Here is a 24,544-nt window from a genome sequence, read left to right as displayed (position 1 = left end):
AGCCCGCACCCGAACCTCCCACCTGGCAGCACTTCGCCCCGCCGGATAACCAGCGGGGCGAAGCCAAGGCCCGAAGAATTCGCCAACAGCGTCGGAGAGATCCGGCGGGGCCCTCCCGCATGTCCAAGCCGGGAGAGAGGGGAGAGGGGAGAGGGGAGAGGGGAGGGGGGAGAGGAGGAAGGGGGGAGGGGCGGGTGTGGGCGGCCGGGGCCGGGGCCGGGGGCGTACAGGGGTGCGTGAGGTGGGCGTGAGGTGTGCCGTACCGCAGTGGTCCGGGGCAGGGGCCGGGGGGCTCAGCGCAGCCAGGGCAGGTCGGCGCCCGAGTCCGAGGGCTGGAGCCCGTCCGCGATGATCAGCATGATCTCGCCGAGCTGCTCGATCTGCTCGGGCGAGAGCCGGTCGAACATCGCCTGGCGTACCGCGTCCACATGGCCGGGCGCGGCCTCCTTCAGCACCGCGTACCCCTGGTCCGTCAGCACCGCGTTCTGGCCGCGCTTGTCGGAGGGGCAGTCCTCGCGCCGTACCCAGCCCTTCTGCTCCAGCCGTGCGACGGCGTGCGAGAGGCGGGAGCGGGTGATCTTGGCGTCGATCGCCAGATCGGTCATCCGCTTGCGGCGGTGCGGCGCCTGCGAGAGCTGGACCAGCAGTCCGTAGTAGATATGCGGCATCCCCGCATCGCGCTGCAACTGGCGGTCGAGATGGTCGTCGAAGAGGGTGGTGGCATGGAGATAGGCGCGCCAGACGCGCTGCTCGTCATCGCTGAGCCAGCGCGGCACCCGGCCGCCTCCGCTCGTGACTCCGCCCCCGCCCCCGCCTTCGCCTTCGTTTTCGGCGACGGGCGCCGTGGATGCCGTGTTCATACCTCTACTCTACGACCCTTTCTTGAAAGTTGAACTAAATCGGATTTAGAGTGGGTGCAGCTTGAACTTTCAAGTGGATCGGAGCCTCCCATGACCACCGCCACCCCCGCCGGCCCGTCCGGCACGCCTCCGGCGGGACGCATGCCCGCGATCTACCTCTCCCACGGCGCGCCCCCGCTCGCCGACGACCCCCTCTGGCCCGGCCAGCTCGCCGCCTGGTCGGCCGGGCTGCCCCGGCCCGCCGCGATCCTGGTCGTCTCCGCCCACTGGGAGGAGGCCCCTCTCGCCCTCGGCGCCACCACGACCGTGCCGCTGGTGTACGACTTCTGGGGTTTCCCCGAGCGTTACTACAGCGTCCGGTACGCGGCCCCCGGCGCGCCCGCCCTCGCCGAATCCGTACGGAAACTGCTGCGCCGGGCCGGAACGCCCGTCCAGGACGTGCCGGACCGGGGGCTTGACCACGGCGCCTACGTACCGCTGGTCGAGATGTATCCGGATGCCACGATTCCGGTCCTTCAGGTGTCGATGCCGACGCTCGACCCGCAGCGGCTGATGGAGATCGGGCGCAGGCTCGCGCCGCTCCGCGACGAGGGCGTACTGATCGTCGGCAGCGGGTTCTTCACCCACAACCTCGCCGCCCTCCGGCACGACGGCACCCCCGGCTGGTCCGTCGAGTTCGACGACTGGGGGCGGGAGGCGCTCGCCGCCGCCGATATCGACGCGCTGCTCGACTTCGAGCACGCCGCGCCGGCCGGGCGGCTCGCCCACCCCCGTACCGAACACTTCGCACCGCTGTTCGTCACCCTCGGCGCGTCGGAGGGCGAGCTGGAGCGGGGGCGCAGTGTGATCGACGGCTTCTGGTGGGGGCTCGCCAAACGGTCTTTGCAGTTCGGCTGAGCCGGTTCGGGCCTGATGGGGGGGCCGGTCGGGTCGGGTCGGGTCCGGGGCTGGTCCGGTTCGTGTGAGGTCGGGTGCGGGTGCGGGTGCGGGTGCGGGTGCGGGTGCGGGTCGGGTCCCGGTCCGGTCTGGTTCGTGTGCGGTCGGGTTCGGGGCGCGTGCGTCGGGTTCGGGTCCTGGTTCGTGTGCGGTCGGGTCCGATTCGGTTGCCGAGGAGTTCCTACAGGAACGGCTCGTTCAGCTCGATGGAGCGGACCGCGGCCGTCAGGGCCCCGGCGTCCCCGATGTCCAGCGCCGTGTCCGTGAACTTGATGGTGTGGTCGTCGCCATGGGCCGCCGCGGCCTCGAAGATCTCCTCCGGCGTCCGGTCCGCGGCCGTACCCTCCCACGGAGTCAGCCCCGCGGGCGCATACACGGCGGTCACCGCCGCAGACGCCGCCCACGCCGCCCCCAGACTCGGCGCCCACAGTTCCCGGGGGAGCGCGGGCAGCGTCCGGAGTACGGCATTGGGCGCGGTCGCCGCATGGACCAGCATCACCGGCTCGGCGTGGCCATGGGTCGCGTACCGGTGCACCGCGGCGGTCACCAGCTCGCCCAGCCGCGCCTCCGCCTCGTCCGGGGAGGCGGCGGCGCCCGCCCAGCCGGGAAGCTCGGTCAGCTGTGCGAGCCGCGACTGGATACCGCCGGACTGGTCCGGTACGGGCGTCACCGCGCCGAGCGCCGCGTCCGCCGCCGCAGGCGAGTCCGTGAACCGCAGAACGTCCGGCAGCGGGGCGTGGCGGGCCGTCCAGTAGCCGAGGGCGTGCGCCAACTCGGTGATCCGGGGCGCGGTCTCCTCCGTCGTCAGCAGCGTCCGTACGGCGTGGCCCACCCGGATCACGGGATGCGTGGCGCCGCCCGCGATGCCCGGCAGCAGCCGGGGCCACCACTCGGCCAGCACCTCGCGCCACGGCCGCTCCGTGGTCTCCCGCTCGAAGTGGAGCGCCCAGTCGGCGATCCGGCGGGGGTCGCCGAGGGCTTCGCGCCAGGTGGCGGGGGTGATCGGGGCGTAAGGGGCGGGCATCTCCTCCAGGTTGTCGCGGTAGCGGTCCAGCCAGCGGTGGACGGCGGCGGAGCTGCCGTGGCGGACCAGGGCTTCGACGGCCATCGGGGCGTGATTGCTGAGCCAGCCGTTGCGCTCGGGGCCGGAGACATGGATGCGTCCGAGGGCCTCGTCGAGGATGCCGGTGTCGGTGGTGCGAGTGGTGTCGGTGGTGGTGTTGGTGGTGGTGTTGGTGGTGTTGGTGGTGGGTTCGGCGGCGTGGTCACCTTGCCGGACCGGGGAGGGGCGAGGAGGCTGGGTCGTCATGGTCCGGACCCTAGGCGGGCCTCGCGGGGGCCGTAACGGGCCGTGGCCCCACGCGGCCCCCGCCTTCGGTCCTACGTCTCCGGGCGCGGCGCCCAGGGCGGGCGCGGGCCCGGCGCGGTGGGCCCGGCGCGTGGTCAGGCCGTGCCGGGGCCGAGAGGCTTTTCGTACCAGGTGATGTCCCAGTAGCGGCCGAACTTCCGGCCGGCCTCCGTATACGTCCCCACAGGGCGGAACCCGAAGCGGGTGTGCAGCCGCTCCGACGCCGCGTTCGGCTGGGTTATCCCGGCGTACGCCCGGTGTACGTCCTCGCCCTCCAGCGCCTTGAACAGCTGCTCGTACAGCGCCGTGCCCACGCCCTTGCCGCCTGCGTCGGGGGCGCAGTAGATGCTGACCTCGACCGAGGTCGCGTACGCGGCCTTGGGGCGCAGCGGGCTGGTGGTGACATAGCCGAGCAGGGCCTGACCGGCGTCCCGGGCAACCAGAAGGCGGTGGGGGCCGTCTTCAGGGTGGGAGCGCAACCACGGAAGCCGCTCCTCGGTGGTGAAGGGAGCGGTGTCGAACGTGATGGGTGTCTCCACGACGTAGTGGTTGTAGAGCGCGGTCAGCTCCGCGAGATCGTCCTCCCTACCCGCTCTGACCTGCAGCTCTGTTGGCGTTTGCCCGGAGCGGATCATGCAACCTCCTCATGTGGCCGGACAGGGTACTGCAAGATCATAAAAAATGCCGGGCTCCACGGGAATTCTGTCCGGATTGCAATCGTTGATTCCATCGGAAGCAGGGCACCCGGAAGGGTGTCGCGACCTACTCAGCAAGGGAGCTCGCATGGCCACCCGTGCCGTCGCCCGTCGCCAGTCCGAGACCAAGGGACCCACTGGCCGGGCCAGCAGCGCTCGCGCCTCCGGCGGAGAGATCGCCGACCGCGACCTCGTCGGCATGTACCTCGACGAGATAGCGCGTACGCCGCTCCTGGACGCGGCCCGCGAAGTCGAGCTGTCCCAGACCATCGAGGCCGGGGTCTATGCCCGGCAGATCCTCGACGGCGAAGTGGAGGGCGAGGCGGGCGGAGCCGGACGCGAGGAGCTGGAGGCGCTGGCCGCCGCGGGTGAGCGGGCGAAGGACGTGTTCATCCGCTCCAATCTCCGGCTGGTCGTCGCCGTCGCCCGCCGCTATCCGCGCAGCGGTCTGCCGCTGCTCGACCTCATTCAGGAGGGGAACGCGGGCCTGGTCCGCGCGGTCGAGAAGTTCGACTACGCGAAGGGCTTCAAGTTCTCCACCTATGCGACGTGGTGGATCCGCCAGGCCATCACCCGCTCCATAGCCGACCAGTCGCGCACCATCAGGCTCCCCGTCCACCTGGTGGAGGAGCTGGGCCGGATCCGCCGGGTGCAGCGCGAGTTCAACCGGGAGAAGGGCCGGGAGCCCGAGGCCGCCGAGATCGCGCAGGAGCTGGAGTCCACCCCCGAGCGCGTCACCGACGTCCTGGACTGGGCCCGCGACCCCGTCAGCCTGAACATGGCCGTGGACGACGCCGGTGAGACCCAGTTCGGCGATCTGCTGGAAGACACCTCCGCGATCTCGCCGGAGCAGTCCGTGCTGACGCTGCTGCGCAGCGAGGGACTCGACGATCTGATCGGACAGCTCGACCAGCGCACCGCCTCCATCATCCGGATGCGGTACGGAATCGTCGACGGCCGGGAGCGCACCCTGACCGAGGTCGGCAAGGAGCACGGCCTGACGCGGGAGCGCATCCGCCAGATCGAAAAGCATGCGCTGCTGGAGCTGAAGCGGATGGCGCGGGACACGGGCTTCGACGAGGCGGCGTAGGACGCGCCGCGGCGCAGGGCCAGACAGCGCAGGCCGGACCCTTCCCGGACCGTTTCCGGACAAGGCCCGGTGGTACGGCGGCCGGGCGCCCGGCCGCCGTACCACCACCCGGCCGGCGGCGCGTCCCACGGTCGGGACCCCGCCACCCGGGTCCGTACAGGCCCCCACCGAGCGGACCCCGAGGCCATCCCCCCGGCCTCGGGGTCCTTCCCTGCCCTGCTCCTCTGCCGGGGCCTGCGCTGCTCTTGGGCCGCTCCGTGTCCCGGCGTGCCGGTTCTCCGCCGCGCCCGCCGTGCCGTACCGGTGTCCGGCGTGCCGGTCCTCTGCCGAGCCCGCACCGCTGCTTCTCTCGTGCCGGTCAGGGTGCCGCCGTGCCCGGCCCTTTCCCGCCGCCCGCCGTCCCGCGGCGGACCATCGGCCTACCCCGCGGGCGCGGGCTTCCCACGGGGCCCCTTGTGCGTGGCCAGTGGCCAGTGGCACGTGCGGCCTACCCCGCGGGCGCGGGCTTCCCTCAGACCGCTGTCGACCTGGTCAGACGGGCGCCGAGATCCCTCGCGTACTCCACCAGCTCGACCGGTGACCGGACGGTGAACTCGCAGTCCACCAGCGCCAGCCGTACCGCCAGCCACTCCACCGAGTCCGTGGAGCGGTGCCGCAGCCGGCAGCTCGTGTCCCCGGTCGGCACCGGCGACCCCAGATGCGCCGGCAGCCGGGCCGCCACGAACTCCGCCGGAGCCTCGAACTCCACCTCCACGTCGTACTCGTTCTGCGACCGCCTCGACATCGTCGCCTTCAGCAACTCCGCCCCACTGTCCATCGGCAGCTCCCGGGCCTCGAACCGCGCCCCCGTCGCGAACGGCTCCGACACCCGGTCCACCCGGAAGGTCCGCCAGTCCTCCCGGCCCAGGTCGTACGCCACCAGATACCAGCGCCACCCGGTCGACACCAGCCGGTACGGCTCCACCAGCCGCTTCGACTCCGCGCCGTCCCCGGCGCGATAGCCGAAGCGCAGCTTCTCCCGCCCGCTCACCGCACCCGCGATCACGGTCAGCGTCCGCGGGTCGATCGTCGCCCCGTCACCGCGGACCAGTGGGATCGTCGCGTTCTGCAGGGCCGACACCCGGTGCCGCAGCCGGTTCGGCAGCACCTGCTCCAGCTTTGCCAGCGCCCGTACGGACGCCTCCTCGACGCCTTCGATGGCATGCCCCGCCCCGGCCCGCAGCCCCACCGCGATCGCCACCGCCTCCTCGTCGTCGAGCAGCAGCGGAGGCATCGCCGCGCCCGCGACCAGCCGGTATCCACCGACCGCACCCTTCGTGGCCTCCACCGGATAGCCCAGATCCCGCAGCCGGTCGATATCCCGGCGGATGGTCCGGGTGCTCACCGACAACCGGCCGGCCAGCTCACTGCCCGGCCACTCGCGCGGCGTCTGGAGAAGGGAGAGAAGATTCAACAGGCGTACTGGAGTATCCGTCATGTTTCCCAGGATGACCCCAACTAGGACTGCTTCTGTCCTAGTGGCCTCCTACTGTCCTTACATGACCTCAAAGCCAGCCCAGAGCAGTGCACCGGAATCCCCGGCCGATGAGCCCGACGGCCTTTCCGGTCCCGCCGCCGGTGAGAACGCCGCCGGAGGAGAGGCCGACCGGCGCCGCTGGATAGCCCTCGCCGTGATCATGACGGCCGCGTTCATGGACCTCGTCGATGTCACCATCGTCAATATCGCGATCCCCAGCATCGAGCGGACCATCGACGCGTCCTTCGGCGCCATCCAGTGGATCACCGCCGGATACGCTCTGGCCTTCGCCGCAGGTCTGATCACGGGCGGCAGGCTCGGCGATATCTATGGCCGCAAGCGCCTCTTCCTCATCGGCATCGGCGGATTCACCGTCGCCTCCGTGCTCTGTGGTCTCGCCGTCAACCCCGAGATGCTCATCGCGGCCCGGCTGTTCCAGGGCGCCATGGCCGCCCTGATGGTCCCCCAGGTGCTCTCCATCGTCCACGCCACCTTCCCGGCCCATGAACGCGGCAAGGTCTTCGGACTCTTCGGAGCCATCGTCGGACTCGGCGCGGTTTCCGGACCGCTCCTCGGCGCTCTGCTCACCGAGTGGAACCTCTTCGGCCTCGAATGGCGGCCGATCTTCCTGATCAACCTGCCCGTCGGTATCGCCGGACTGATCCTGGGCCGTAAGTACATCGCCGAGTCCAAGGCACCGAAGGCGCTCCGGCTCGACTTCGTCGGCGTCGTCCTGGTCACCACCGCCATGCTGATGCTGGTCTATCCGCTGACCCGCGGCCATGAACTGGACTGGCCCGTCTGGGGCTACGTCTGCATGGCCGGCAGCCTGCCGGTCTTCGGAGCCCTGGTGGCCTACGAGCGGTACAAGGCCCGCAAGGACGGCTCACCGCTGATCGAACTCTCCCTCTTCTCGGTCAAGTCCTTCGCCGCCGGAATCTCCGTCCAACTGGTCTTCGGCCTCGCCCTCGGTGTCTTCTTCCTGGTCTGGACGATCTACATGCAGACCGGTCTGGGCTGGAGCGCGCTGCGCGCCGGGCTGACGGGCGTCCCGTTCTCGATAGCCGTCTCGGTCGCGGCGGGGATCTCGGTCCAGAAGCTGGTGCCGAAGTTCGGCCGCAAGGTCCTCCAGGCCGGTGCGCTGACGATGATCGCCGGACTCCTGCTCTACATCTGGGAGGCCGACCGCTACGGCACCGCCATCACCACCTGGCAGATGATCGCCCCGCTGGTGCTGATGGGCGCCGGAATGGGCCTGATCGTGGCCCCGCTGACCGACGCGATCCTGTCCGGCGTACCGCGTGAGCACGCCGGATCCGCGTCCGGGCTGATCAGCACCGTGCAGCAGATGGGCACCGCCCTCGGACTCGGACTGGTCGCCGTCGTCTTCTTCGGCGCCATCGACGAGGAGCGGCTCACCCCGGACACCGCAGGAACCGCCTTCTCGGACGCCTTCCAGGGGTCGCTGTGGTGGATCGTCGCGGTCCTGGCCGTGATCTTCCTGCTGATGTTCGCGCTGCCCGCCCGACCGGCCCAGCACCTGGAAGGCGGCGGCGGTGAACTCCCCGGCGAGCCGCGGGGCACCGCCACCGGAGCCGCGGCGGAGGAGAGCACCGGGGACCCGCAAGGCGCTGTGAACACCGAGAAGGTCAGGGAAACCGCGCTGACCTCCTGAAACGGCAGTCCTTGAGGCAGCAGTCCTTGAGGCAGCAGTCCTTGGGGCGGCAGTCCTTGAGGGCGATGGACGCAACAGAAATGGACCGAGGGCCCCGGGAGAAGAATCCCAGGGCCCTCGGCCTTGCCCGCACGGGACGGCGGAAGCTCCGTCAGAGACCGGCGCGCGGTACCGAGCGACCCCGCCCGCGCGACTCCATCGCCCCTCGCGCATCACTCTCCGACCCATACACCTCGCACATATGCCTGCCGTCGGGAGTCGCCGTGTGCTCGACCTCCCAGAGGGAGACCTCCGCCCCGTCGATCAGCAGAAACGCATGCTCGTAGAGGGTGAACCCGGCCTCCCGGTCGCCGACCCGGCACTGACGTCCGAAGACCTGGGTGATGTGGTGGGCGAACGCGCTGCGCAGCAGCTCCGCCGTCTTCGGGCCGGGACCGTCCGCGTTCTCCGCGCGGCGCAGCACCCGGCGGGCGTGGTCGGCGGAGTTGTCCGGGACGTACATCCGGGGGAGCGGGGCTGGCGGCGCCGCCAGCAGACCGGCGAGCAGGTCGATATCGCTGTCGAACCCCGGACCGGGAACGGGACCGAAATCCCCGCCCGGAAGGGGATCGGAACCCAGACCCGCGGGCCCGAGCGCACCCCGGTCCGCCGCGTCCGCGACGCCGTAGTCACCGCCGGACGCATCGGTGCCGCCAGGACCCGTACCAACGGCACCCGTACCGGGGCCACCTGTACCGGGGCCGGCCGCACCGGGACCACGCGAACCGGGACCGCCCGCACCCGTGCCGCCGTGCCCGCCGCCCCTGCCGGAGCCGTGGACGGCTCCGAAACCCGCATCCGGGCGGGCTGCCGGACCCGGGTCCGCGAAACCGGGAAAGCCCGACGGCAGCCGGGAGGCGGCCAGCCGCACCTCCGACTCGTCCGCATACACCTCGTGCTGCTCCGAACTGCCCGGCCCCGAGTTGTGCACCAGCTCCCACAGCACCACCGAGGAGCCGTCGGTGAGCAGATACGCATGACGGTACGTAGCCCGGTCCAGATCCGCGCTGTGGTGCGAGGAATGCAGCGAACTCGCGTGAGCCAGAGCCGAGTACAGTCTCTCGACCGTCGTATCCGGCAGGTCGAAGGAGTTGAGCGCCCGACCCAGGAGTCGCGCGAGGTGCGTCTCGGTTGTCTCGTACGGATCGTTCAAAGTGGGTCTCCTGGCCGTCGCCACAAGTAACACGTTGATAGCTAAAAGTAGCCCCTGCTTCCGACACCGCGTCCAGCCTTACCGAAAACGTAGGAACTCTTGGGGAAGTTCCCGCCGGCTGTCAACGGTGCATATCTGGCATGTCAGTTGATGTCCTCGGCCAGGAGTACGACGAGTGCGGTGGGCTACCGATAGAGATCGCGGTACGCCGGATACACCCCGCCCGGACCCGCCACCGACTCCGCCGCCAGAACCGCCTTCACCACCGCCCGCGACACCACATCCGCACCCGCCGCCAGCAACCCGTTCAGCGCGAGCGGACTCTCCACGGGCAGCCCCACCGCCCCCGTGGCGAGCGCGAAGACCGTATCGCCGTCGTTCAGCAGATGCACCGGACGCACAGCGCGCGCGATACCGTCGTGCGCCGTACCCGCAAGCTTGTGCGCCTGCGCCCGTACCAGATCGGCGTCCGTCGCCACCACCGCCAGCGTCGTGTTCAACGGCGGCGGACCACTCGCCTCCCGCGCCTCCTCCAGCTGCCCCAGCGCCGCCGCGTGCACCGCGGGCGCCGGGAACCGGATCCACTCCGTCCCCGTACCGGCAGCCCCCGCCGCACCGCCGCCCGTCCCGTGCACGTACTGCCCGTAGAGCACCCCCGTCGCCGGATCCAGCACCGACCCCGCCGCATTCACCACCACCAGCGCCGCCACCGTCACATCGGCACCATCCGCCCCGGCGCCCCGCAGCACCGTACTCGCCGTCCCCACACCCCCCTTGAGGCCACCGGCCACCGCACCCCGGCCCGCCCCGACATTCCCCTCCGCCACCGGAGCCCCCTCGCCCGACGCCTCCGCGGCCTCCACCGCTGCCCGGCCCGTCGCCGCCCCGGGCCGGGCACCCCAGTCTCCGCCGCGTCCCAGGTCGAACAGACAGGCAGCCGGAACCACGGGCACCACCCGTCCCGGTGCCACCGGCACCCCCCGCCCCCGCTCCTCCAGCCACGCCATCACCCCGCCCGCCGCGTCCAGCCCGAACGCGCTGCCGCCGGTCAGCACCACCGCCTCCACCCGCTGCACCAGATTGCGGGGGTCCAGCGCATCCGTCTCCCGGGTGCCAGGCCCGCCGCCGCGGACGTCCACCGCCGCCACCGCACCCTCCTCCGGAGCCAGCACCACCGTCGTCCCGCTCAGCGCCCCCGCACCCGGCACCTCCGCATGGCCCACCCGCAGCCCGGCCACATCCGTCAGCCCGTCCCGTACACCTGCCGCAGCCGTCGCATTCGCCGTATCTTCCGCATTCGTTGCATCCGTCGCATCATTCATGGGGTCTCCGTATCACGCGGGCAGCGCCGCGCCCCGCGTCCGCTCCGAGAGCACCACACCGACCGCAACCGCTGCCGCCGCGACCAGACCGGCCGCCGGAACCGCCCAGTTCCCGCCGAAGGTGCACCCCAGCACCGCCGCTGCCGCGAGCGGCAGCACCGACTGCTGTGCCGCACCCCGCTTGAAATGCCGGGAGTGCAGCAGCCACACCGTCAGCAGGAAGACCGCCGTCGGAACGGTGACCGCGGCCGCGGCCGCCGCGTCCGACACCCGCGCCTGACCGACCGCGTGCTCCACGGCCACCTCCATGCCCGCGCCGATCGCCGCGGCCGAACCGAACACCAGCACATGGCCGTAACCCCACGGAATCGCCCGCCGGTTGGACGTCAGATGCTCGTGCTCGGGAACCGCGAAGTAGATCCACCAGGCGGAGAAGATGATCAGCAGGCCCCCGGCCGCCAGCGGCAGCAGCTCGGCCACCGCCTTGTGCTCGTCGAGCGCCGACTGGACGGCGATCGTGCTCGCCGACATCGTCTCCCCGAGCACGATCAGCGTGAACAGCCCGTACCGCTCCGCGATGTGGTGCGGATGCCACGGCGTCCGGTGCCGGAACTCCGCGAACAGCGGCACCGCCAGCTCGCCCGCGATCACCACCAGGAACAGCCACCGCTTGGTGTCGTCCGGCGCGAACAGCAGCGCCACCCATGCCAGCTGGCAGAGCGTGATCCCCCCGGCGTACCGCAGCGCCGTACGCCGTGCCTCGCCGGACTCCGAAGCCGCGGCCCGCAGCCACTGCGTCGTCAGCGCGAGCCGCATGATCAGATACCCGGCGACCGCGATGCTCCAGTCGTTCGCGTCGAACGCCCGCGGGACCCCGGCCGCGTAGACCAGCACCCCGGCGATCTGCACCAGCGTCGCGATCCGGTACGGCACGTCGTCGCAGTCGTAGGCGGAGGCGAACCAGGTGAAGTTCATCCACGCCCACCACACCCCGAAGAAGACGAACCCGTACCCGGCCACGCCCTGCGCGATATGCCCCGCGGCGACCGCGTGCACGAGCTGCACGCCCGCCTGCGCCACGGCGACGACGAAGCAGAGGTCGAAGAACAGCTCCAGCGGGGTCGCGGCACGGTGTGGCTCATCGGTACGGCGGGGGAGCATGCGCCGCCAAGGCGCCACCCCGCTCCCCGGCGCCAACCCGGCCTCGGCGCCCGACCGCCCCGCGCCCCGGGCCCCGGCGCCCGCCCCGGCCCCGGACCCTGCCCCAACCCCGGACTCCGCCTCGGCTTCCGCTCCGGAACCGGAACCGGAACCGGAACCGGCTCCGGACCCCGCCCCGATTGCGGGACCGGCTCCGGCGCCCGACCCGGAACCGGCCTCTGACCCGGACGGGTCTTCGGGGCTGACTTCGGGGCCGTCTCCGGCAGAGGGCATCGTCATACGAGGCCCATCCCGCGCCCGGCACCCTCCCTATCCAGGTCCCGGGCCGACTGGCCTAAGCCGTCACCCCACTGCCGTCCAGGAGCGGTATCCACGGATCAGGCCGGGCAGCGGCTGGACGGACCCCCGGATCGGCCGCAGCGGCCCGGAGCCCGGCGCCGGCGGGGAGCAGTACCCGGAGCAGTACCCGGAGCGGGCCGCGGGGCTCACCGCGCGGCTGGTCCTCGTCCTGACCGCGGTCGCGGGACAGCTGCGAGGCCTGACCGTGGTCCCCGACGCCTGGATGGCGGGCCGCACCGCAGCCGCCTGGTGGTGGGGGGCCTTCCTCTGTCTGTCGCTCTTCGTCGTCCTCGGCCTGTGGGCGCTGGGCCCGAAGGACCGCTGACGCCCACCGCCACCCGCCGTACCCTGGAGTTATGAGTACCGCCCCCGCCCCCGGCCCGCGAGACGCGAAGAACCCCGGGCGCACGAAGCCTGCGCCGGCCCTGATCTTCGACGATCCGCTGGACCGGCAGTCCTCGGACGACACGGACCGCGGGTGGGGTGAGCGGCCTCCGGCGGGCGGCGGCAGCGCCGACGACCTCGCACGCTTCTTCGACGAGAAGCCGCCCCACCACCTGTGACCCGCGGCCCGGAGACCTCCGAACAGACCGCCTACGGCTGCGGCCGCCCCACGGATCCGCCCGTCGTGCCGTTGCCCCGGGACTGGGCGACCAGGGCGTCGCGGATCTCCTTGAGAACCTCCAGCTCCGACAGCTCGACGACCTCCTTCGCGCCTTCCTTCGCCGCATCCCGGGCCGCCTTGCGGGCCAGATACTTGGCCAGGGGGTAGACGATCAGGAAGTAGACGACCGCGGCCGTGATCAGGAAGCTCAGCGTCGCACCGAGCACCGAACCCCAGAGGATCTTGATGCCCTGCACCTCGCCGTTGACCACCTGGCAGGTGCCCTTGATGCAGGAGCTGTAGGCGTCGAGATCCTTGGTGCCGAAGGCGCCGACCAGAGGGTTGATGACCCCCTTCACGACGGAGTTGACCACTTGGGTGAACGCCGCGCCGATGACGACGGCAACCGCCAGGTCGATCACATTGCCGCGCATCAGGAAGGCCTTGAAGCCCTCCAGGACGCTGACTTTCTTCTCGGTCACCACTGAGCCTTTCGTTGCGAACGCGGTTTTCGGAGCTAAGCGCTCCGCAACCTACGGCACGGAGTGGTCGCGCTGTCCAATTCCGGGTGACCGCGAGACGCAACGAAGGTACGCCAGTGCGAACCGGGCCCGTCTGCAGGGACAGGGCGGGGGCGGTGCCGTATCCGGGGGGTCCGGGGGCGTGTCCGGCCGCGGTCAGCACACCGTCACCGCGAGACGGGAGGTGGCTGCGGCACCCGCCAGCTCGGCGGCCGACGCCCGTGGCACGGAGAGCACCACCAGCGCCCCGCCGCCGTCGCCTTCAAGCCCCTCCGGCCCTTCCGGCCGCACCGGAGGCTCGGGCACCGCGGTCACCCGCACACCGGCCACCACCACCCGCGCATCGACCGTCCGCCCATCCGCCCGGGCGTCCGCTCCGCTGCCCGCTCCCGTGTCCGGCCCGAAGCCCGCACCCGTCCGCAGAGCGGGCCCCGAACCCGGTTCCGAAGACGGGCCGGACGTCGCGATCACATCGACCCGGTCCCCGGGGCGCAGCAGCCGTACCGTCTCCGCGTCGGCGATCCGCACAGGAGCCGACACCATCCGCACCGGAGGTCCGGCCGCCCCCACGGCCCTCGTCCCGTCACGCGCAGCCGCACCGGCGGAGGACGGAGCGCCCTCCGTCCCCACAGCACTACGGGCGCCCGATGCGGCCACGGCAGCCGCGACCACCGCGAGCCCGGCCGCGAGTACACGCCCGTGCCGCCGCAACGCCCTCCGGAGCCGGTGCGCCCCGCCCCGTACCCGCAAGGGCGGGAACTCCGGCACGCTCCGGGGACCCGGGACGGACGGCGGCGGAAGGAACGAGCCCGCGGGATACGCCGAAGGGCCCGAAAGACCCGACGGACCCGAATGTGGAGAAGAAGGAGAAGAAGGAGAAGAAGGAGAAGGAGGGGAGGACGGAGAGGGAGAAGGAGGGAGAACGGACATCGTGGGCACCGCCTGTCGTCGAGGACCGGATCCGGCCGTCACCGGCCGCGTGCCCTCACGATCCGCCTTCCGCCACGATCCTGCCGACGCCTGTGGACAGGTCCCCGACTGTGGACAACGTCCTCACCCACAAGCGCCCCACCGGCCCACTTCTCCACCACGTCCGCGTCCCGCCGCCCATCCGGCAGCCCGCATCCAACGAGCCCGTACCCGACCCGGTCTGCATCCCGTCCCCCCGCCCTGGTCAGGGCAGGTCGATCCCCAGATCCCAGCCGTCGTGCGCGCCCACGCACAGACAGTCCCGCTCCACCTCCGCCGGCAGCGCCGCCACCGCGTCGAAGAGCACCTCCCGGAGCCGCCCCACGTTCTCGCCGAAGACCCGCATCACCTCGGTGTGCGAGACGCCTTCCCCGGTCTCCGCGCCCGCGTCCAGGTCCGTGACCAGTGCCAGCGCCGTGTAGCAGAGCGCCAGCTCGCGGGCGAGGATCGCCTCCGGATGCCCGGTCATCCCGACGATCGACCACCCCTCGGATGCGAACCAGCGGGATTCGGCCCGGGTCGAGAACCGCGGCCCCTCGATGACGACCAGCGCGCCCCCGTCAACCGGCTCCCAGTCGCGGCCACGCGCCGCCTTCATCGCCGCGGCCCGTCCCGCCGGGCAGTACGGATCGGCGAAGGTCGTGTGCACCACGTTCGGCACGGCACCGTCCGGCCGTGTCTCCCCGTCGAAGTACGTCTCGACCCGGGACTTCGTACGGTCCACGAGCTGATCGGGTACGACGAGGGTGCCGGGCCCGTACTCCGGGCGCAGCCCGCCCACCGCACAGGGCGACAGCACCTGCCGCACACCGACGGACCGCAGCGCCCACAGATTGGCGCGGTAGTTGATGCGATGCGGCGGAATCCGGTGACCCCGGCCGTGGCGGGGGAGGAAGGCGACCTTCCGGCCGCCCACCTCGCCCAGGAACAGAGAGTCGCTCGGGCTGCCGTACGGCGTGTCGACGGTCACCTCGGTGACGTCCTCCAGGAAGGAGTACAGCCCCGAGCCGCCGATCACGCCGATTTCTGCGTTGGTGTTCGCCATACCGATCACACTATCGACGCTCGGGCGGGCCGGAACCCCCGGAAATCCGCCAGGGAACCGGAGCCCGGGAGCCACGGCCCCGGGAACGGCAAGGACCCCGGCCGCACAGGGCGGACGGGGTCCAGAAGCCTCGTGTACAGCCTCAGGCGGCCGAGGGCCTTGCGTACGGCGTACGGCCTCAGGCGGCCGAGGTGCTCGCGGTCGACGCCGACGACGAGGATGCCGACGACGAGGAGGAGGACGAAGCGGAAGACGACGAAGACGACGAAGAGGAACCGGAGGAGTCCGAGGAACCGGAGGACGCCGCCGTCTTCTCCGAGCCGGAGCCCTTCGCCGAGGCCGCCGGGGACGCGCTCGACGACGCGCCGCGGCTGTCGTTCCGGTAGAAACCGGAACCCTTGAAGACGATGCCGACCGCGGAGAACACCTTCTTCAGGCGTCCGTCGCAGCTCGGGCATACGGTCAGGGCGTCATCGGTGAACTTCTGCACCGCCTCAAGGCCCTCGCCGCATTCGGTGCACTGGTACTGGTAGGTCGGCACTTGTCTTCCTCCTGGCACTCTCACTCAGTGAGTGCTAACGACGGTCTATAGTGACCTATTCCAACGTTTCAGTCCACCGGCACCGGCGAGCGGTGATCCTCGCCACTGGCTTCCGGGGTCGTTCCGCGGGCCGCTATCCGCCCTGCGGTCCGTCCGCCACCGGGCATCAGCCGGGTGCGCAGCGCCAGCAGAGTGGCCAGCGCCAGTACGGTTCCCACCAGCGGAACGAGGAATCCCGCACTGGCGCCGTGGGCATCCGCCAGCTGTCCCGCCGAGGTCACCGCGGCCGCCTGCCCGAGCGCCACGGCCGCGGTCAGCCAGGTGAACGCCTCGGTCCGTGCCGAGGCCGGCACCAGACTCTCCACCAGGGTGTATCCGCTGATCAGGGCCGGTGCGATACAGAGCCCGACGAGCAGGCCGAAGGCGCCGAGCAGGATCACGGAGTGCAGCGACCAGAGCACGGAGACGCTCAGGGCCAGGCCCACGTAGCCGATGACCATGCGCCGCAGCGGCCCGTTCTTCGCGGCGACGACTCCGCAGGCGATGCCGGCCAGCATGTTGCCCGCCGCGAAGATGCCGTACAGGACGCCGTTCACGCCCGGATTGCCGATCTCCTCGGTGAACGCGGTCAGGGAGACCTGCATACCGCCGAAGACGGAGCCGATGCCGAGGAAGGCCACGACCAGGACGCGCACTCCGGGTACGGAGAGTGCGGAAGCCTGCCTTCCGCCGGTGGTGCCGGTGGCGCCGTCGCGCCGTACGACGGGCGGTTGCGTACGGTGCTGGGCGGCGAACAGCAGGCCGCCGACCAGGGTGAGGATGCCCTCGGCGATCAGGCCGGCGGCCGGGTGCACTCCGGTGCACAGCGCGGTCGCCAGCACCGGGCCGACGACGAAGGTGAACTCGTCCGTCACCGATTCGAACGCCGCCGCCGTCGGCATCAGCGGTGATCCGTCGAGCTTGGCCGCCCACCGGGCCCGGACCATGGGCCCGATCTGCGGTACGGAGGCACCCGTCGGGACCGCCGCGGTGAACAGTGCCCACAAGGGAGCGTCGGCGAGCGCCAGGGCGATCAGCGCGGAGACGGAAGCGGCATGGACGACGACCCCCGGCAGCAGGACGGCCCGCTGCCCGAAGCGGTCGGCCAGCCTGCCGCTCTGCGGCGCGAACAGCGCCATGGAGACACCGGCCGCCGCGGCGACCGCGCCGGCGCTGCCGTATGAACCGGTGGTGTGCTGGACCAGCAGGATGATGCCTATCGTCAGCATCGCGAACGGTTGCCGGGCGGCGAAGCCCGGGAGCAGGAACGTCCAGGCGCCGGGGGTACGCAGCAGCTGCCCGTACCCGGGACGCTTGCCGTCCTGCGGCGAGCCGGAAGGGCTGCCGGTGGCGGTGTCGGCATTTCCGTTGCCGGGGCGGCCGGTCGGGCCCTGAGGGCGGCCGTCGCCGGTGTCGGTGACCGCGGAGTCCACGGTCCGTGCCTTTCTGCCGCCTGGTAGCGGCTCCCACGGGCCGTGAGCCGTATGGAGCCGCCGAGAGCTGTCCACTCGCGCAGAACTGCGGTAGATACCGGGGCCCGGTCCACAGCGGGGACGTCCGGGACACCGCGGCCGCCATACGGTCGCGCCAGCTCTGCGTCAGGCAGAGGTGGTCGATCAGGGTGTGCCCTCATCGTAGCCGCTCGTTCCGGGAGGCACCCGGGAAGCGGAATCCGGGAGGAGGTGCCTGGGAAAGGGGCTCCGCCGCCGGGGGCGGCGGGTCGGGCCCGGCAGCGCCCGCCGCCGGTGGCCCTCGTCGTCCCAGGAGGCACGCGGACGGCATGTTCCGGGCGCCTTCCTCCCCCCGCCGCCTAACGCGCCGTCCCCAGCCAGCCCGCCAGCTTGCCGCCCTGGCCCACGGCCCGCAGCCGCCGCTCGGCCGCGTCCCGTACCGGATCCGTCGCCACCACCAGCAGCTCGTCCCCGCGGCGCAGCACGGTCGTCGGCAGCGGTACGAAGCTCTGGCCGCCCCGGACGACCAGCGTCACCGCCGCCCCGGCGGGCAGCCGCAGCTCGGCCACCTCCACACCGTGCATCTTCGACTCCTCCGGAATGGCGACGGAGAGCAGATGCCCGCGCAGTCGCTCCAGCGGGGCGGACTCGATGCCCAGATCGGAGGGCGCGCCCGGGCCCAGCTTCAGCGCCCGCGCCAGCCACGGCAGCGTCGGCCCCTGCACCAGGGTGTAGACGACGACCAGCACGAAGACGATGTTGAAGACGCGGGTGCTGTCCGCGACCCCCGACACCATGGGGATGGTCGCCAGGATGATGGGCACGGCCCCGCGCAGCCCGGCCCAGGACAGCAGCACCTGTTCCCGTTTGGGAATGCCGAACGGAAGCAGGCTGAACAGCACCGACAGCGGCCGGGCCACCATCGTCAGCACCAGGCCGATGAGCAGGGCCGGGACCAGGTCGTCGCCCAGTTCGTGCGGGGTGACCAGCAGACCCAGCAGGACGAACATCCCGATCTGCGCGATCCAGCCCAGCCCCTCGGCGAATCCGCGGCTGGCCGGTGCGTGCGGCAGCCCGGAGTTCCCGAGGACGACGGCGGCCAGATAGACGGCGAGGAAGCCGCTGCCGTGGGCCATCGCCCCGGCCGCGTAGGCGATCACCGCGATGGCCATCACGGCGATCGGGTACAGGCCGGAGGCGGGCAGCGCCACATGCCGCAGCCCGAAGGCCCCGGCGAAGCCCACTGCGAGGCCGATGCCCGCGCCGATCGCCAGCTCCAGCGCTATCTTCCCGACGAGGACGTACCAGTCGTCCACCGGTCCCGCCGCCGAGAAGGCCACGACCAGGATCACCACGGGCGCGTCGTTGAAGCCGGACTCGGCCTCCAGCACACCGGTGACCCGCGACGGCAGGGGCACCCTCCGCAGCACCGAGAAGACCGCCGCCGCGTCCGTCGACGAGACGACCGCACCGATGATCAGCGCTTGGCGCCACTCCAGACCGACGAGATAGTGCGCCGCGGCCGCCGTGATGCCCACGCTCACCGCGACACCGGCGGTCGACAGGGCGACGGCCGCGGGCAACGCAGGTTTGATCTCCTGCCATTTGGTGCCCAAGCCGCCTTCGGCAAGAATCACCACAAGAGCGGCATAACCGATTACCTGTGTCAGTTCGGCGTTGTTGAACGTGACGTTGAAGATGCCGTCCTGGCCGATGGCCACCCCGATGCCCAGATACAGCAGCAGGCTGGGGAGCCCGCTACGGGACGAGATGCGTACCGCAGCGACGGCGATCAGCAGGACGAGAGCGCCGCTGAACAGCAGCTCGTTGAGGTCGTGAACAGTCAGTGGCCGATCCTTCCCTTCGCGCCTCTACGTGCCGGACGGTGATTCCGGGCGGCGACACTTCGTTACCTTACCTAATCTTTAACGTTTTCTTGACGCCTGTGACCACATAGTTGTTCCCGTCCGCCAACTGCCGTGAATGGGGCGCAAGGTGGCGCTCCGGCCGGGCACTGACGGATACCGCGTCGGGGGTGTGGGGCCGCTGCGCCTATGGTTGCTCCAGCACTCCAGGACCAGCTTGCGCCTCGAAGGACAGCGATGCCCTCCAACACAACGGCCTCTTCCCCCAAGAAGAAGAAGGGGCGACGCGGCCGCCTGCTCGTGATCGTCCTGGTGCTCGCGCTCCTCGGCGGCATCGGTTACGGCGGCTACTGGGGCGTCGACGCCGTCCGCGCCTCCTTCCCCCAGACGACCGGCGAGATCGACATTCCGGGCCTTGAGGGCCGGGTCGAAGTCAAGCGCGACGACTACGGCGTTCCGCAGATCTACGCGGACAGCGACGCCGACCTCTTCCGCGCCCAGGGCTTCGTCCAGGCGCAGGACCGCTTCTGGGAGATGGATGTACGCCGTCATATGACGGCCGGCAGGCTCTCCGAGATGTTCGGCTCCGGGCAGGTCAAAACGGACGCCTTCCTCCGCACCCTCGGCTGGCGGAACGTCGCGCAGGAGGAGTTCAAGACCCAGCTCTCGAAGGAGACGAAGGCGTACCTGAAGGCGTACGCCGACGGTGTCAACGCCTATCTGAAGGGCAAGGAGGGCAAGGAACTCTCGGTCGAGTACGCGGCCCTCGCCCTCACCAACGACTACAAGCCGGAGCCGTGGACCGAGGTCGACTCGGTGGCCTGGCTCAAGGCGATGGCCTGGGACCTGCGCGGCAATATGCAGGACGAGATCGACCGCGCGCTGATGGAGCCCCGTCTGGACACCAAGCAGATCGACCAGCTGTATCCGGATCCGTACCGACAAAAAAAGCCGATCATGGGCAACGGCGCCGTCGACGAGTCCGAGGGTGTCTTCGACCCGAAGGCGGACCCCTCCGACAACAAGCGCGACGGCGACAACAGCGGAGGCAGGGGCTCCCAGCTCGACAACAGCAACGGCAACGGCAACAGCAACGGCAGTGGTAGCAACGATTCCGGTTCCGATTCCGGTTCCGGATCCGACTCCGGACAGGGTGGTACGGGCGAAGGCTCCGGTCTCGCCGGCAACAGCGGCCCCGGCGAAGGCTTCACCGGCGGCACCGACGCAGCCGACGCGGTCGAGGGCGTGAACACCCAGCTCGCCGGTATCGCCGAGAGCCTCGACGGCATCCCCGCTCTGCTGGGCCCCAACGGCGACGGCATCGGCTCGAACTCCTGGGTCGTCTCCGGCAGCCTCACGACCACCGGCAAGCCGCTGCTCGCCAACGACCCGCACCTCGCCCCCCAGCTCCCGTCGCTCTGGTACCAGATGGGCCTGCACTGCCGGAAGCTCTCCGACACCTGCAAATTCGACACCGCCGGGTTCACCTTCTCCGGTATGCCCGGTGTGATCATCGGACACAATCGGGACATCGCCTGGGGTCTGACCAATCTGGGTGCCGATGTCACCGACCTCTATCTGGAGAAGGTCTCCGGCGACAGCTACCTCACCGACGAGAAGAACAACCGCGAGGAGAGGCTGACCACCCGCAGGGAGGTCATCAAGGTCGCCGGCGGCAAGCCCCGGACGATCACGGTCCGGACGACCAAGCGCGGCCCCCTGATCTCCGACCGCTCCACCGAGCTGGAGAACGTCGGGGTGAGGGCCCCGGTCGACAACTCCGCCCCCGACCGGGCCACCGGCTACGGCGTCTCCCTCCAGTGGACGGCGCTCCGGCCAGGCAAGTCCATGGACGCCATTTTCGCCCTGAACCGGGCCAAGGACTTCCCCTCCTTCCGCCAGGCCGCCGCCAAATTCGAGGTGCCGTCCCAGAACCTGATCTACGCCGACAAGAGGGGCAAGATCGGCTACCAGGCCCCCGGCTGGATCCCGGTCCGCGCCCAGGGCGACGGCACCCGTCCGGTGCCCGGCTGGGACCCCGCGTACTACTGGAAGCAGCACCCCGTCCCCTTCGAGGAGATGCCGTACGAGGAGGACCCGGAGCGCGGCTACATCGTCACCGCCAACCAGGCCGTCATCGGCAAGTCGTACGCGCATCTGCTGACCAAGGACTGGGGATACGGCGCCCGCAGCGAGCGCATCAACCATCTCATCGAGCAGAAGACCAAAGACGGCGGGAAGATCTCCACCGAGGACATGCGGACGATGCAGATGGACAACAGGAGCGAGATCGCCTCGCTGCTGAACCCCATCCTCATCAAGCTCGACATCAAGGACCCCAACGTCCGCGAGGCGCAGAAGCTGCTGGAGGGCTGGGACTACAGCCAGGAGCCGGATTCGGCCGCCGCCGCGTACTTCAACGCCGTCTGGCGCAATATCCTCAAGCTCGCCTTCGGCAACAAGCTGCCGAAGGAGCTGCGCGCCGAGGGCGACTGCCTGAGCGTCAGCCCGCTCGACGAGGCAGGGCCCGACGACCAGATCGAACCGGTCATCGAGTGCGGTGAGCGGGACGGCGAATCCGCGCAGCCGGACGGCGGCGACCGCTGGTTCGAGGTGGTCCGGAGCATCTACCAGGACGAGGACAACCCCTGGTGGACCTCGCCCGCCAGCCGTACGGACAAGGCGACCAAGACCCGGGACGAGCTGTTCGCCCGCGCCATGGAGGACGCCCGCTGGGAGCTGACGGCCAAGCTGGGCAAGGACATGGAGACATGGAGCTGGGGCCGGCTGCACCAGCTGACGCTGAAGAACCAGACGCTCGGCAAGGAGGGCCCCGGCGTGCTCCAGCACCTGCTGAACCGCGGCCCGTGGAACCTGGGCGGCGGTGAGGCGACGGTGAACGCCACCGGCTGGAACGCGGCCTCCGGTTACGACGTCGTCTGGGTGCCGTCCATGCGGATGGTGGTCAACGTCGGGGACTGGGACAAGTCGCGCTGGATCAACCTGACCGGTGCGTCGGGGCATGCCTACAGCGCGCACTACACCGACCAGACGGACAAATGGGCCAAGGGCGAGCTGCTCGACTGGTCCTTCACCGAGAAGGCGGTGGAGGAGAACACGGTCGACACCCTGACCCTCGTCCCGTCGGAGGAAGCGGAAGCACCGGATTCGACGGAAGCACCGGATCCCGCCGCGACGAATGAGTCCGCTGACACGGCGGAACCGCAGGAGTAGCGGGAACCGCGGCAGCAGACCGGACTCCACGGTCTGCTGCCGCGACGCCCGGAGCGGCGATACGCGGGGCCCCGGCCATGATCATGGCCGGGGCCCCGCGCCGTTTCGCGCCCCTTGCAGCGGCGCGCGCGGGCCGTCCGCCGGGCGCACTCCGGTCGCCTGCTTCAGAGGCGCTTCAGAGGCGCTCACTTCAGAGGCGCCCGCTCCCGGCGCCTGCTTCAGGTGCCCGGGAACCGCCGTACACCGTCCGGGGTGACGGCGGCGTCCACCGGCCGGTCGTGCGCCTCCTCCGGTACGTACGCCACCACCTCGTGCGCGTACAGCAGCACCACCAGACGCGGCCGTACGGGGACGGGGGCGGTCGCGAGCCGCTCCAGCACGCGATCGTACGAACCGCCTCCCCGCCCCAGCCGCATCCCGCGCCCGTCCACGGCCAGTCCGGGCAGCAGTACGGCCCCCGCCTCCCGGACGGCGCCGGGCCCGAGCCGGGGGCCGTCCGGTTCCAGCAGCCCGCGCCCGGCGCGCACCAGCCGGTCCGCGCCCTCGTACACACCCCAGTCGAGATCGTCATCCGGGAGCAGGACCGGGAGCAGGACGCGTACGCCCCGCGTGCGCAGCGCGTCGAGCAGAGCGCGGGTGCCGGGTTCACGCCCCACGGAGACATACGCGGCCACGGTCGAGGCGCCGGTGAGTTCGGGCAGCTCCAGGGCGTACCGGGTGAGGGCGCGGGCGGCGGGCCCGGTCTCCTCGGGGGTGAGCCGGGCGCGGGCGTCCAGCAGGGTCCGGCGGAGGGCGCGCTTCGCGTCCGGGGGCGGGGCGGAAGCGGCGGAGTCCGGGACGGAGGCAGTGGAGTAGGCAGCGGAAGCAGCGCAGTGGGGACCGGAAGCAGCGGAGTCCGGGGCGGAAGCAGCGCAGTGGGGAGCGGAGGCGGCGGGCTGCGCGGCTGGGCTACCGGTTCCGCTTTCCCTGGAGTCCCGGGTGTCACTGTCGTTTCTGGCACCCCCCGCACCCCCGGTTTCTCCTGCTTCCCGGGGTTCCCGAGGCTCGCGACCCTCCTCCACCGGGGCGCCGGCCACCCCGTCCGTACCCCCTCCGTTTTCGGACAGCCCACCGGAACGTTCATGCCTCATTCGCCACTCACAAACCCCTCGTATGCGCTTTAACCAGCGAGAACTCAACCGGAGACTGATCTTCCCCGCATATGCACCGGATATTGTGCCGGGCATGACTGAGTCGAACCCCAGGATCAGCAAGGCGGTCATTCCCGCCGCCGGCCTCGGTACGCGCTTCCTCCCGGCCACCAAAGCCACTCCCAAAGAGATGCTGCCTGTGGTCGACAAACCGGCGATCCAGTATGTGGTCGAGGAAGCCGTTGCCGCCGGGCTCTCCGATGTACTCATGATCACAGGGCGCAACAAGCGTCCGCTGGAGGACCACTTCGACCGGAACTACGAACTGGAGGAGGCGCTGTCCCGCAAGGGCGACGAGCACCGGCTGAAGACCGTTCAGGAGTCCAGCGACCTCGCCACCATGCACTATGTCCGCCAGGGCGATCCGCGCGGCCTCGGCCACGCCGTGCTGTGCGCCGCGCCGCACGTCGGCGACCAGCCCTTCGCCGTACTCCTCGGCGACGATCTGATCGACCCGCGCGATCCGCTGCTCGCGCGCATGGTGGAGATCCAGGAGCGCGAGGGCGGCAGTGTTATCGCCCTCATGGAGGTCGAACCCGCCCAGATCCACCAGTACGGCTGTGCCGCCGTCGAGACGACCGCCGAATCCGATGTCGTACGCGTCACCCAGCTCGTCGAGAAGCCCGAGCCGTCCGAGGCACCGAGCAACCTCGCCATCATCGGCCGCTACGTCCTCGACCCGGCCGTCTTCGCGATACTCCGCGAGACCGAACCGGGCCGCGGCAACGAGATCCAGCTGACCGACGCCCTCCAGAAACTGGCCGGGGACGAGAAGATCGGCGGCCCCGTGCACGGGGTGATCTTCAAGGGGCGGCGGTACGACACCGGCGACCGCGGGGACTATCTGCGGGCGATTGTCAGACTCGCGTGCGAACGTGAAGATCTGGGACCGGAGTTCCGGCACTGGCTCCGGAGCTATGTGACCGAGGAGATGCAGCCGAATTGAGCGCG

The 24,544-nt window shown here is 70.8% G+C and carries 20 protein-coding genes and 1 pseudogene; 7 read left to right on the top strand and 14 right to left on the bottom strand.

The features are described from left to right. Positions 1 to 293: 293 nt before the first annotated feature. Positions 294 to 860, bottom strand: a complete 567-nt coding sequence (locus tag ACIQ9E_RS29250) for a MarR family winged helix-turn-helix transcriptional regulator (protein ID WP_403712125.1) — start codon at positions 858 to 860, stop codon at positions 294 to 296. 90 nt (positions 861 to 950) lie between these two features. Here ACIQ9E_RS29250 and ACIQ9E_RS29245 point away from each other — a divergent pair, with 90 nt between their 5' ends. Further along, on the top strand, positions 951 to 1,757 hold the full coding sequence (locus tag ACIQ9E_RS29245) for a dioxygenase (RefSeq protein ID WP_403712123.1): 807 nt from the start codon (positions 951 to 953) through the stop codon (positions 1,755 to 1,757). 220 nt (positions 1,758 to 1,977) lie between these two features. Here ACIQ9E_RS29245 and ACIQ9E_RS29240 read toward each other — a convergent pair whose 3' ends face one another. Continuing rightward, positions 1,978 to 3,105 (bottom strand): questin oxidase family protein, encoded by a 1,128-nt coding sequence (locus tag ACIQ9E_RS29240; RefSeq protein WP_403712121.1) that lies wholly within the window; start codon positions 3,103 to 3,105, stop codon positions 1,978 to 1,980. A 134-nt stretch (positions 3,106 to 3,239) separates the two neighbouring features. Next, positions 3,240 to 3,779: a GNAT family N-acetyltransferase gene (locus ACIQ9E_RS29235; protein ID WP_403712119.1), complete on the bottom strand. Its 540-nt coding sequence runs from the start codon at positions 3,777 to 3,779 to the stop codon at positions 3,240 to 3,242. Positions 3,780 to 3,927: 148 nt separating this feature from the next. Here ACIQ9E_RS29235 and ACIQ9E_RS29230 point away from each other — a divergent pair, with 148 nt between their 5' ends. Then, entirely contained in the window at positions 3,928 to 4,929 is a 1,002-nt protein-coding gene (locus ACIQ9E_RS29230; RefSeq protein ID WP_403712117.1) for an RNA polymerase sigma factor RpoD/SigA, read from the top strand. A 511-nt stretch (positions 4,930 to 5,440) separates the two neighbouring features. Here ACIQ9E_RS29230 and ACIQ9E_RS29225 read toward each other — a convergent pair. Then, entirely contained in the window at positions 5,441 to 6,406 is a 966-nt protein-coding gene (locus tag ACIQ9E_RS29225) for a helix-turn-helix transcriptional regulator (protein ID WP_403712115.1), read from the bottom strand. 61 nt (positions 6,407 to 6,467) lie between these two features. Here ACIQ9E_RS29225 and ACIQ9E_RS29220 point away from each other — a divergent pair, with 61 nt between their 5' ends. Beyond that, positions 6,468 to 8,120 (top strand): MFS transporter, encoded by a 1,653-nt coding sequence (locus ACIQ9E_RS29220; RefSeq protein WP_403712113.1) that lies wholly within the window; start codon positions 6,468 to 6,470, stop codon positions 8,118 to 8,120. A gap of 151 nt (positions 8,121 to 8,271) precedes the next feature. Here ACIQ9E_RS29220 and ACIQ9E_RS29215 read toward each other — a convergent pair whose 3' ends face one another. From ACIQ9E_RS29215 to ACIQ9E_RS29205, 3 genes are all read right to left on the bottom strand, one after another. Next, on the bottom strand, positions 8,272 to 9,312 hold the full coding sequence (locus tag ACIQ9E_RS29215; RefSeq protein WP_403712111.1) for a DUF6227 family protein: 1,041 nt from the start codon (positions 9,310 to 9,312) through the stop codon (positions 8,272 to 8,274). A 185-nt stretch (positions 9,313 to 9,497) separates the two neighbouring features. Next, entirely contained in the window at positions 9,498 to 10,634 is a 1,137-nt protein-coding gene (locus ACIQ9E_RS29210; RefSeq protein ID WP_403712109.1) for a P1 family peptidase, read from the bottom strand. A 12-nt stretch (positions 10,635 to 10,646) separates the two neighbouring features. Further along, a complete protein-coding gene (locus ACIQ9E_RS29205) occupies positions 10,647 to 11,795 on the bottom strand; it encodes a low temperature requirement protein A (protein ID WP_403712107.1) in 1,149 nt (382 codons plus the stop codon). A 241-nt stretch (positions 11,796 to 12,036) separates the two neighbouring features. Between ACIQ9E_RS29205 and ACIQ9E_RS29200 the strand changes: the two genes are divergently transcribed. Beyond that, entirely contained in the window at positions 12,037 to 12,459 is a 423-nt protein-coding gene (locus ACIQ9E_RS29200) for a hypothetical protein (RefSeq protein WP_403712139.1), read from the top strand. A gap of 31 nt (positions 12,460 to 12,490) precedes the next feature. Further along, on the top strand, positions 12,491 to 12,697 hold the full coding sequence (locus ACIQ9E_RS29195) for a hypothetical protein (RefSeq protein WP_403712105.1): 207 nt from the start codon (positions 12,491 to 12,493) through the stop codon (positions 12,695 to 12,697). Between the two features lie 31 nt (positions 12,698 to 12,728). Here the strand turns inward: ACIQ9E_RS29195 and mscL are convergent, their stop codons facing one another. The 6 genes from mscL to ACIQ9E_RS29165 all read right to left on the bottom strand — a co-directional run bounded on the left by mscL (position 12,729) and on the right by ACIQ9E_RS29165 (position 19,151). Then, complete coding sequence (mscL, locus tag ACIQ9E_RS29190; protein ID WP_403712103.1) at positions 12,729 to 13,220, bottom strand: large conductance mechanosensitive channel protein MscL; 492 nt, start codon at positions 13,218 to 13,220, stop codon at positions 12,729 to 12,731. 195 nt (positions 13,221 to 13,415) lie between these two features. Then, a complete protein-coding gene (locus ACIQ9E_RS29185; RefSeq protein ID WP_403712101.1) occupies positions 13,416 to 13,787 on the bottom strand; it encodes an RcpC/CpaB family pilus assembly protein in 372 nt (123 codons plus the stop codon). A gap of 646 nt (positions 13,788 to 14,433) precedes the next feature. After that, complete coding sequence (locus tag ACIQ9E_RS29180; RefSeq protein WP_403712099.1) at positions 14,434 to 15,273, bottom strand: S-methyl-5'-thioadenosine phosphorylase; 840 nt, start codon at positions 15,271 to 15,273, stop codon at positions 14,434 to 14,436. 178 nt (positions 15,274 to 15,451) lie between these two features. Further along, the gene (locus ACIQ9E_RS29175) at positions 15,452 to 15,814 is read right to left on the bottom strand and encodes an FmdB family zinc ribbon protein (RefSeq protein WP_403712097.1); all 363 of its coding nucleotides are present in this window, start codon (positions 15,812 to 15,814) and stop codon (positions 15,452 to 15,454) included. 68 nt (positions 15,815 to 15,882) lie between these two features. Further along, positions 15,883 to 17,148, bottom strand: a complete 1,266-nt coding sequence (locus ACIQ9E_RS29170) for an MFS transporter (protein ID WP_403712137.1) — start codon at positions 17,146 to 17,148, stop codon at positions 15,883 to 15,885. A gap of 515 nt (positions 17,149 to 17,663) precedes the next feature. Next, complete coding sequence (locus ACIQ9E_RS29165; RefSeq protein ID WP_403712135.1) at positions 17,664 to 19,151, bottom strand: potassium/proton antiporter; 1,488 nt, start codon at positions 19,149 to 19,151, stop codon at positions 17,664 to 17,666. A 255-nt stretch (positions 19,152 to 19,406) separates the two neighbouring features. On the opposite strand from ACIQ9E_RS29165, the gene ACIQ9E_RS29160 reads away from it, so the two are divergent. Continuing rightward, positions 19,407 to 22,403 carry a penicillin acylase family protein gene (locus tag ACIQ9E_RS29160; RefSeq protein ID WP_403712095.1) on the top strand — a complete coding sequence of 999 codons (2,997 nt, stop codon included), beginning with the start codon at positions 19,407 to 19,409 and terminating at the stop codon, positions 22,401 to 22,403. Between the two features lie 218 nt (positions 22,404 to 22,621). Here ACIQ9E_RS29160 and ACIQ9E_RS29155 read toward each other — a convergent pair. Continuing rightward, positions 22,622 to 23,206, bottom strand: a pseudogene (locus tag ACIQ9E_RS29155) (5-formyltetrahydrofolate cyclo-ligase); the annotation flags it as partial. Positions 23,207 to 23,627: 421 nt separating this feature from the next. On the opposite strand from ACIQ9E_RS29155, the gene galU reads away from it, so the two are divergent. Then, positions 23,628 to 24,539, top strand: a complete 912-nt coding sequence (gene galU / locus ACIQ9E_RS29150) for a UTP--glucose-1-phosphate uridylyltransferase GalU (RefSeq protein WP_403712093.1) — start codon at positions 23,628 to 23,630, stop codon at positions 24,537 to 24,539. Positions 24,540 to 24,544 lie beyond the last annotated feature (5 nt).

Origin of the sequence: Streptomyces sp. NPDC094448, from assembly GCF_044763775.1 — a bacterium.
GTDB lineage: Bacteria > Actinomycetota > Actinomycetes > Streptomycetales > Streptomycetaceae > Streptomyces.
The sequence above is the reverse complement of the archived record's forward strand: the minus strand, read 5'-3'. Positions and strand labels throughout refer to the sequence as shown.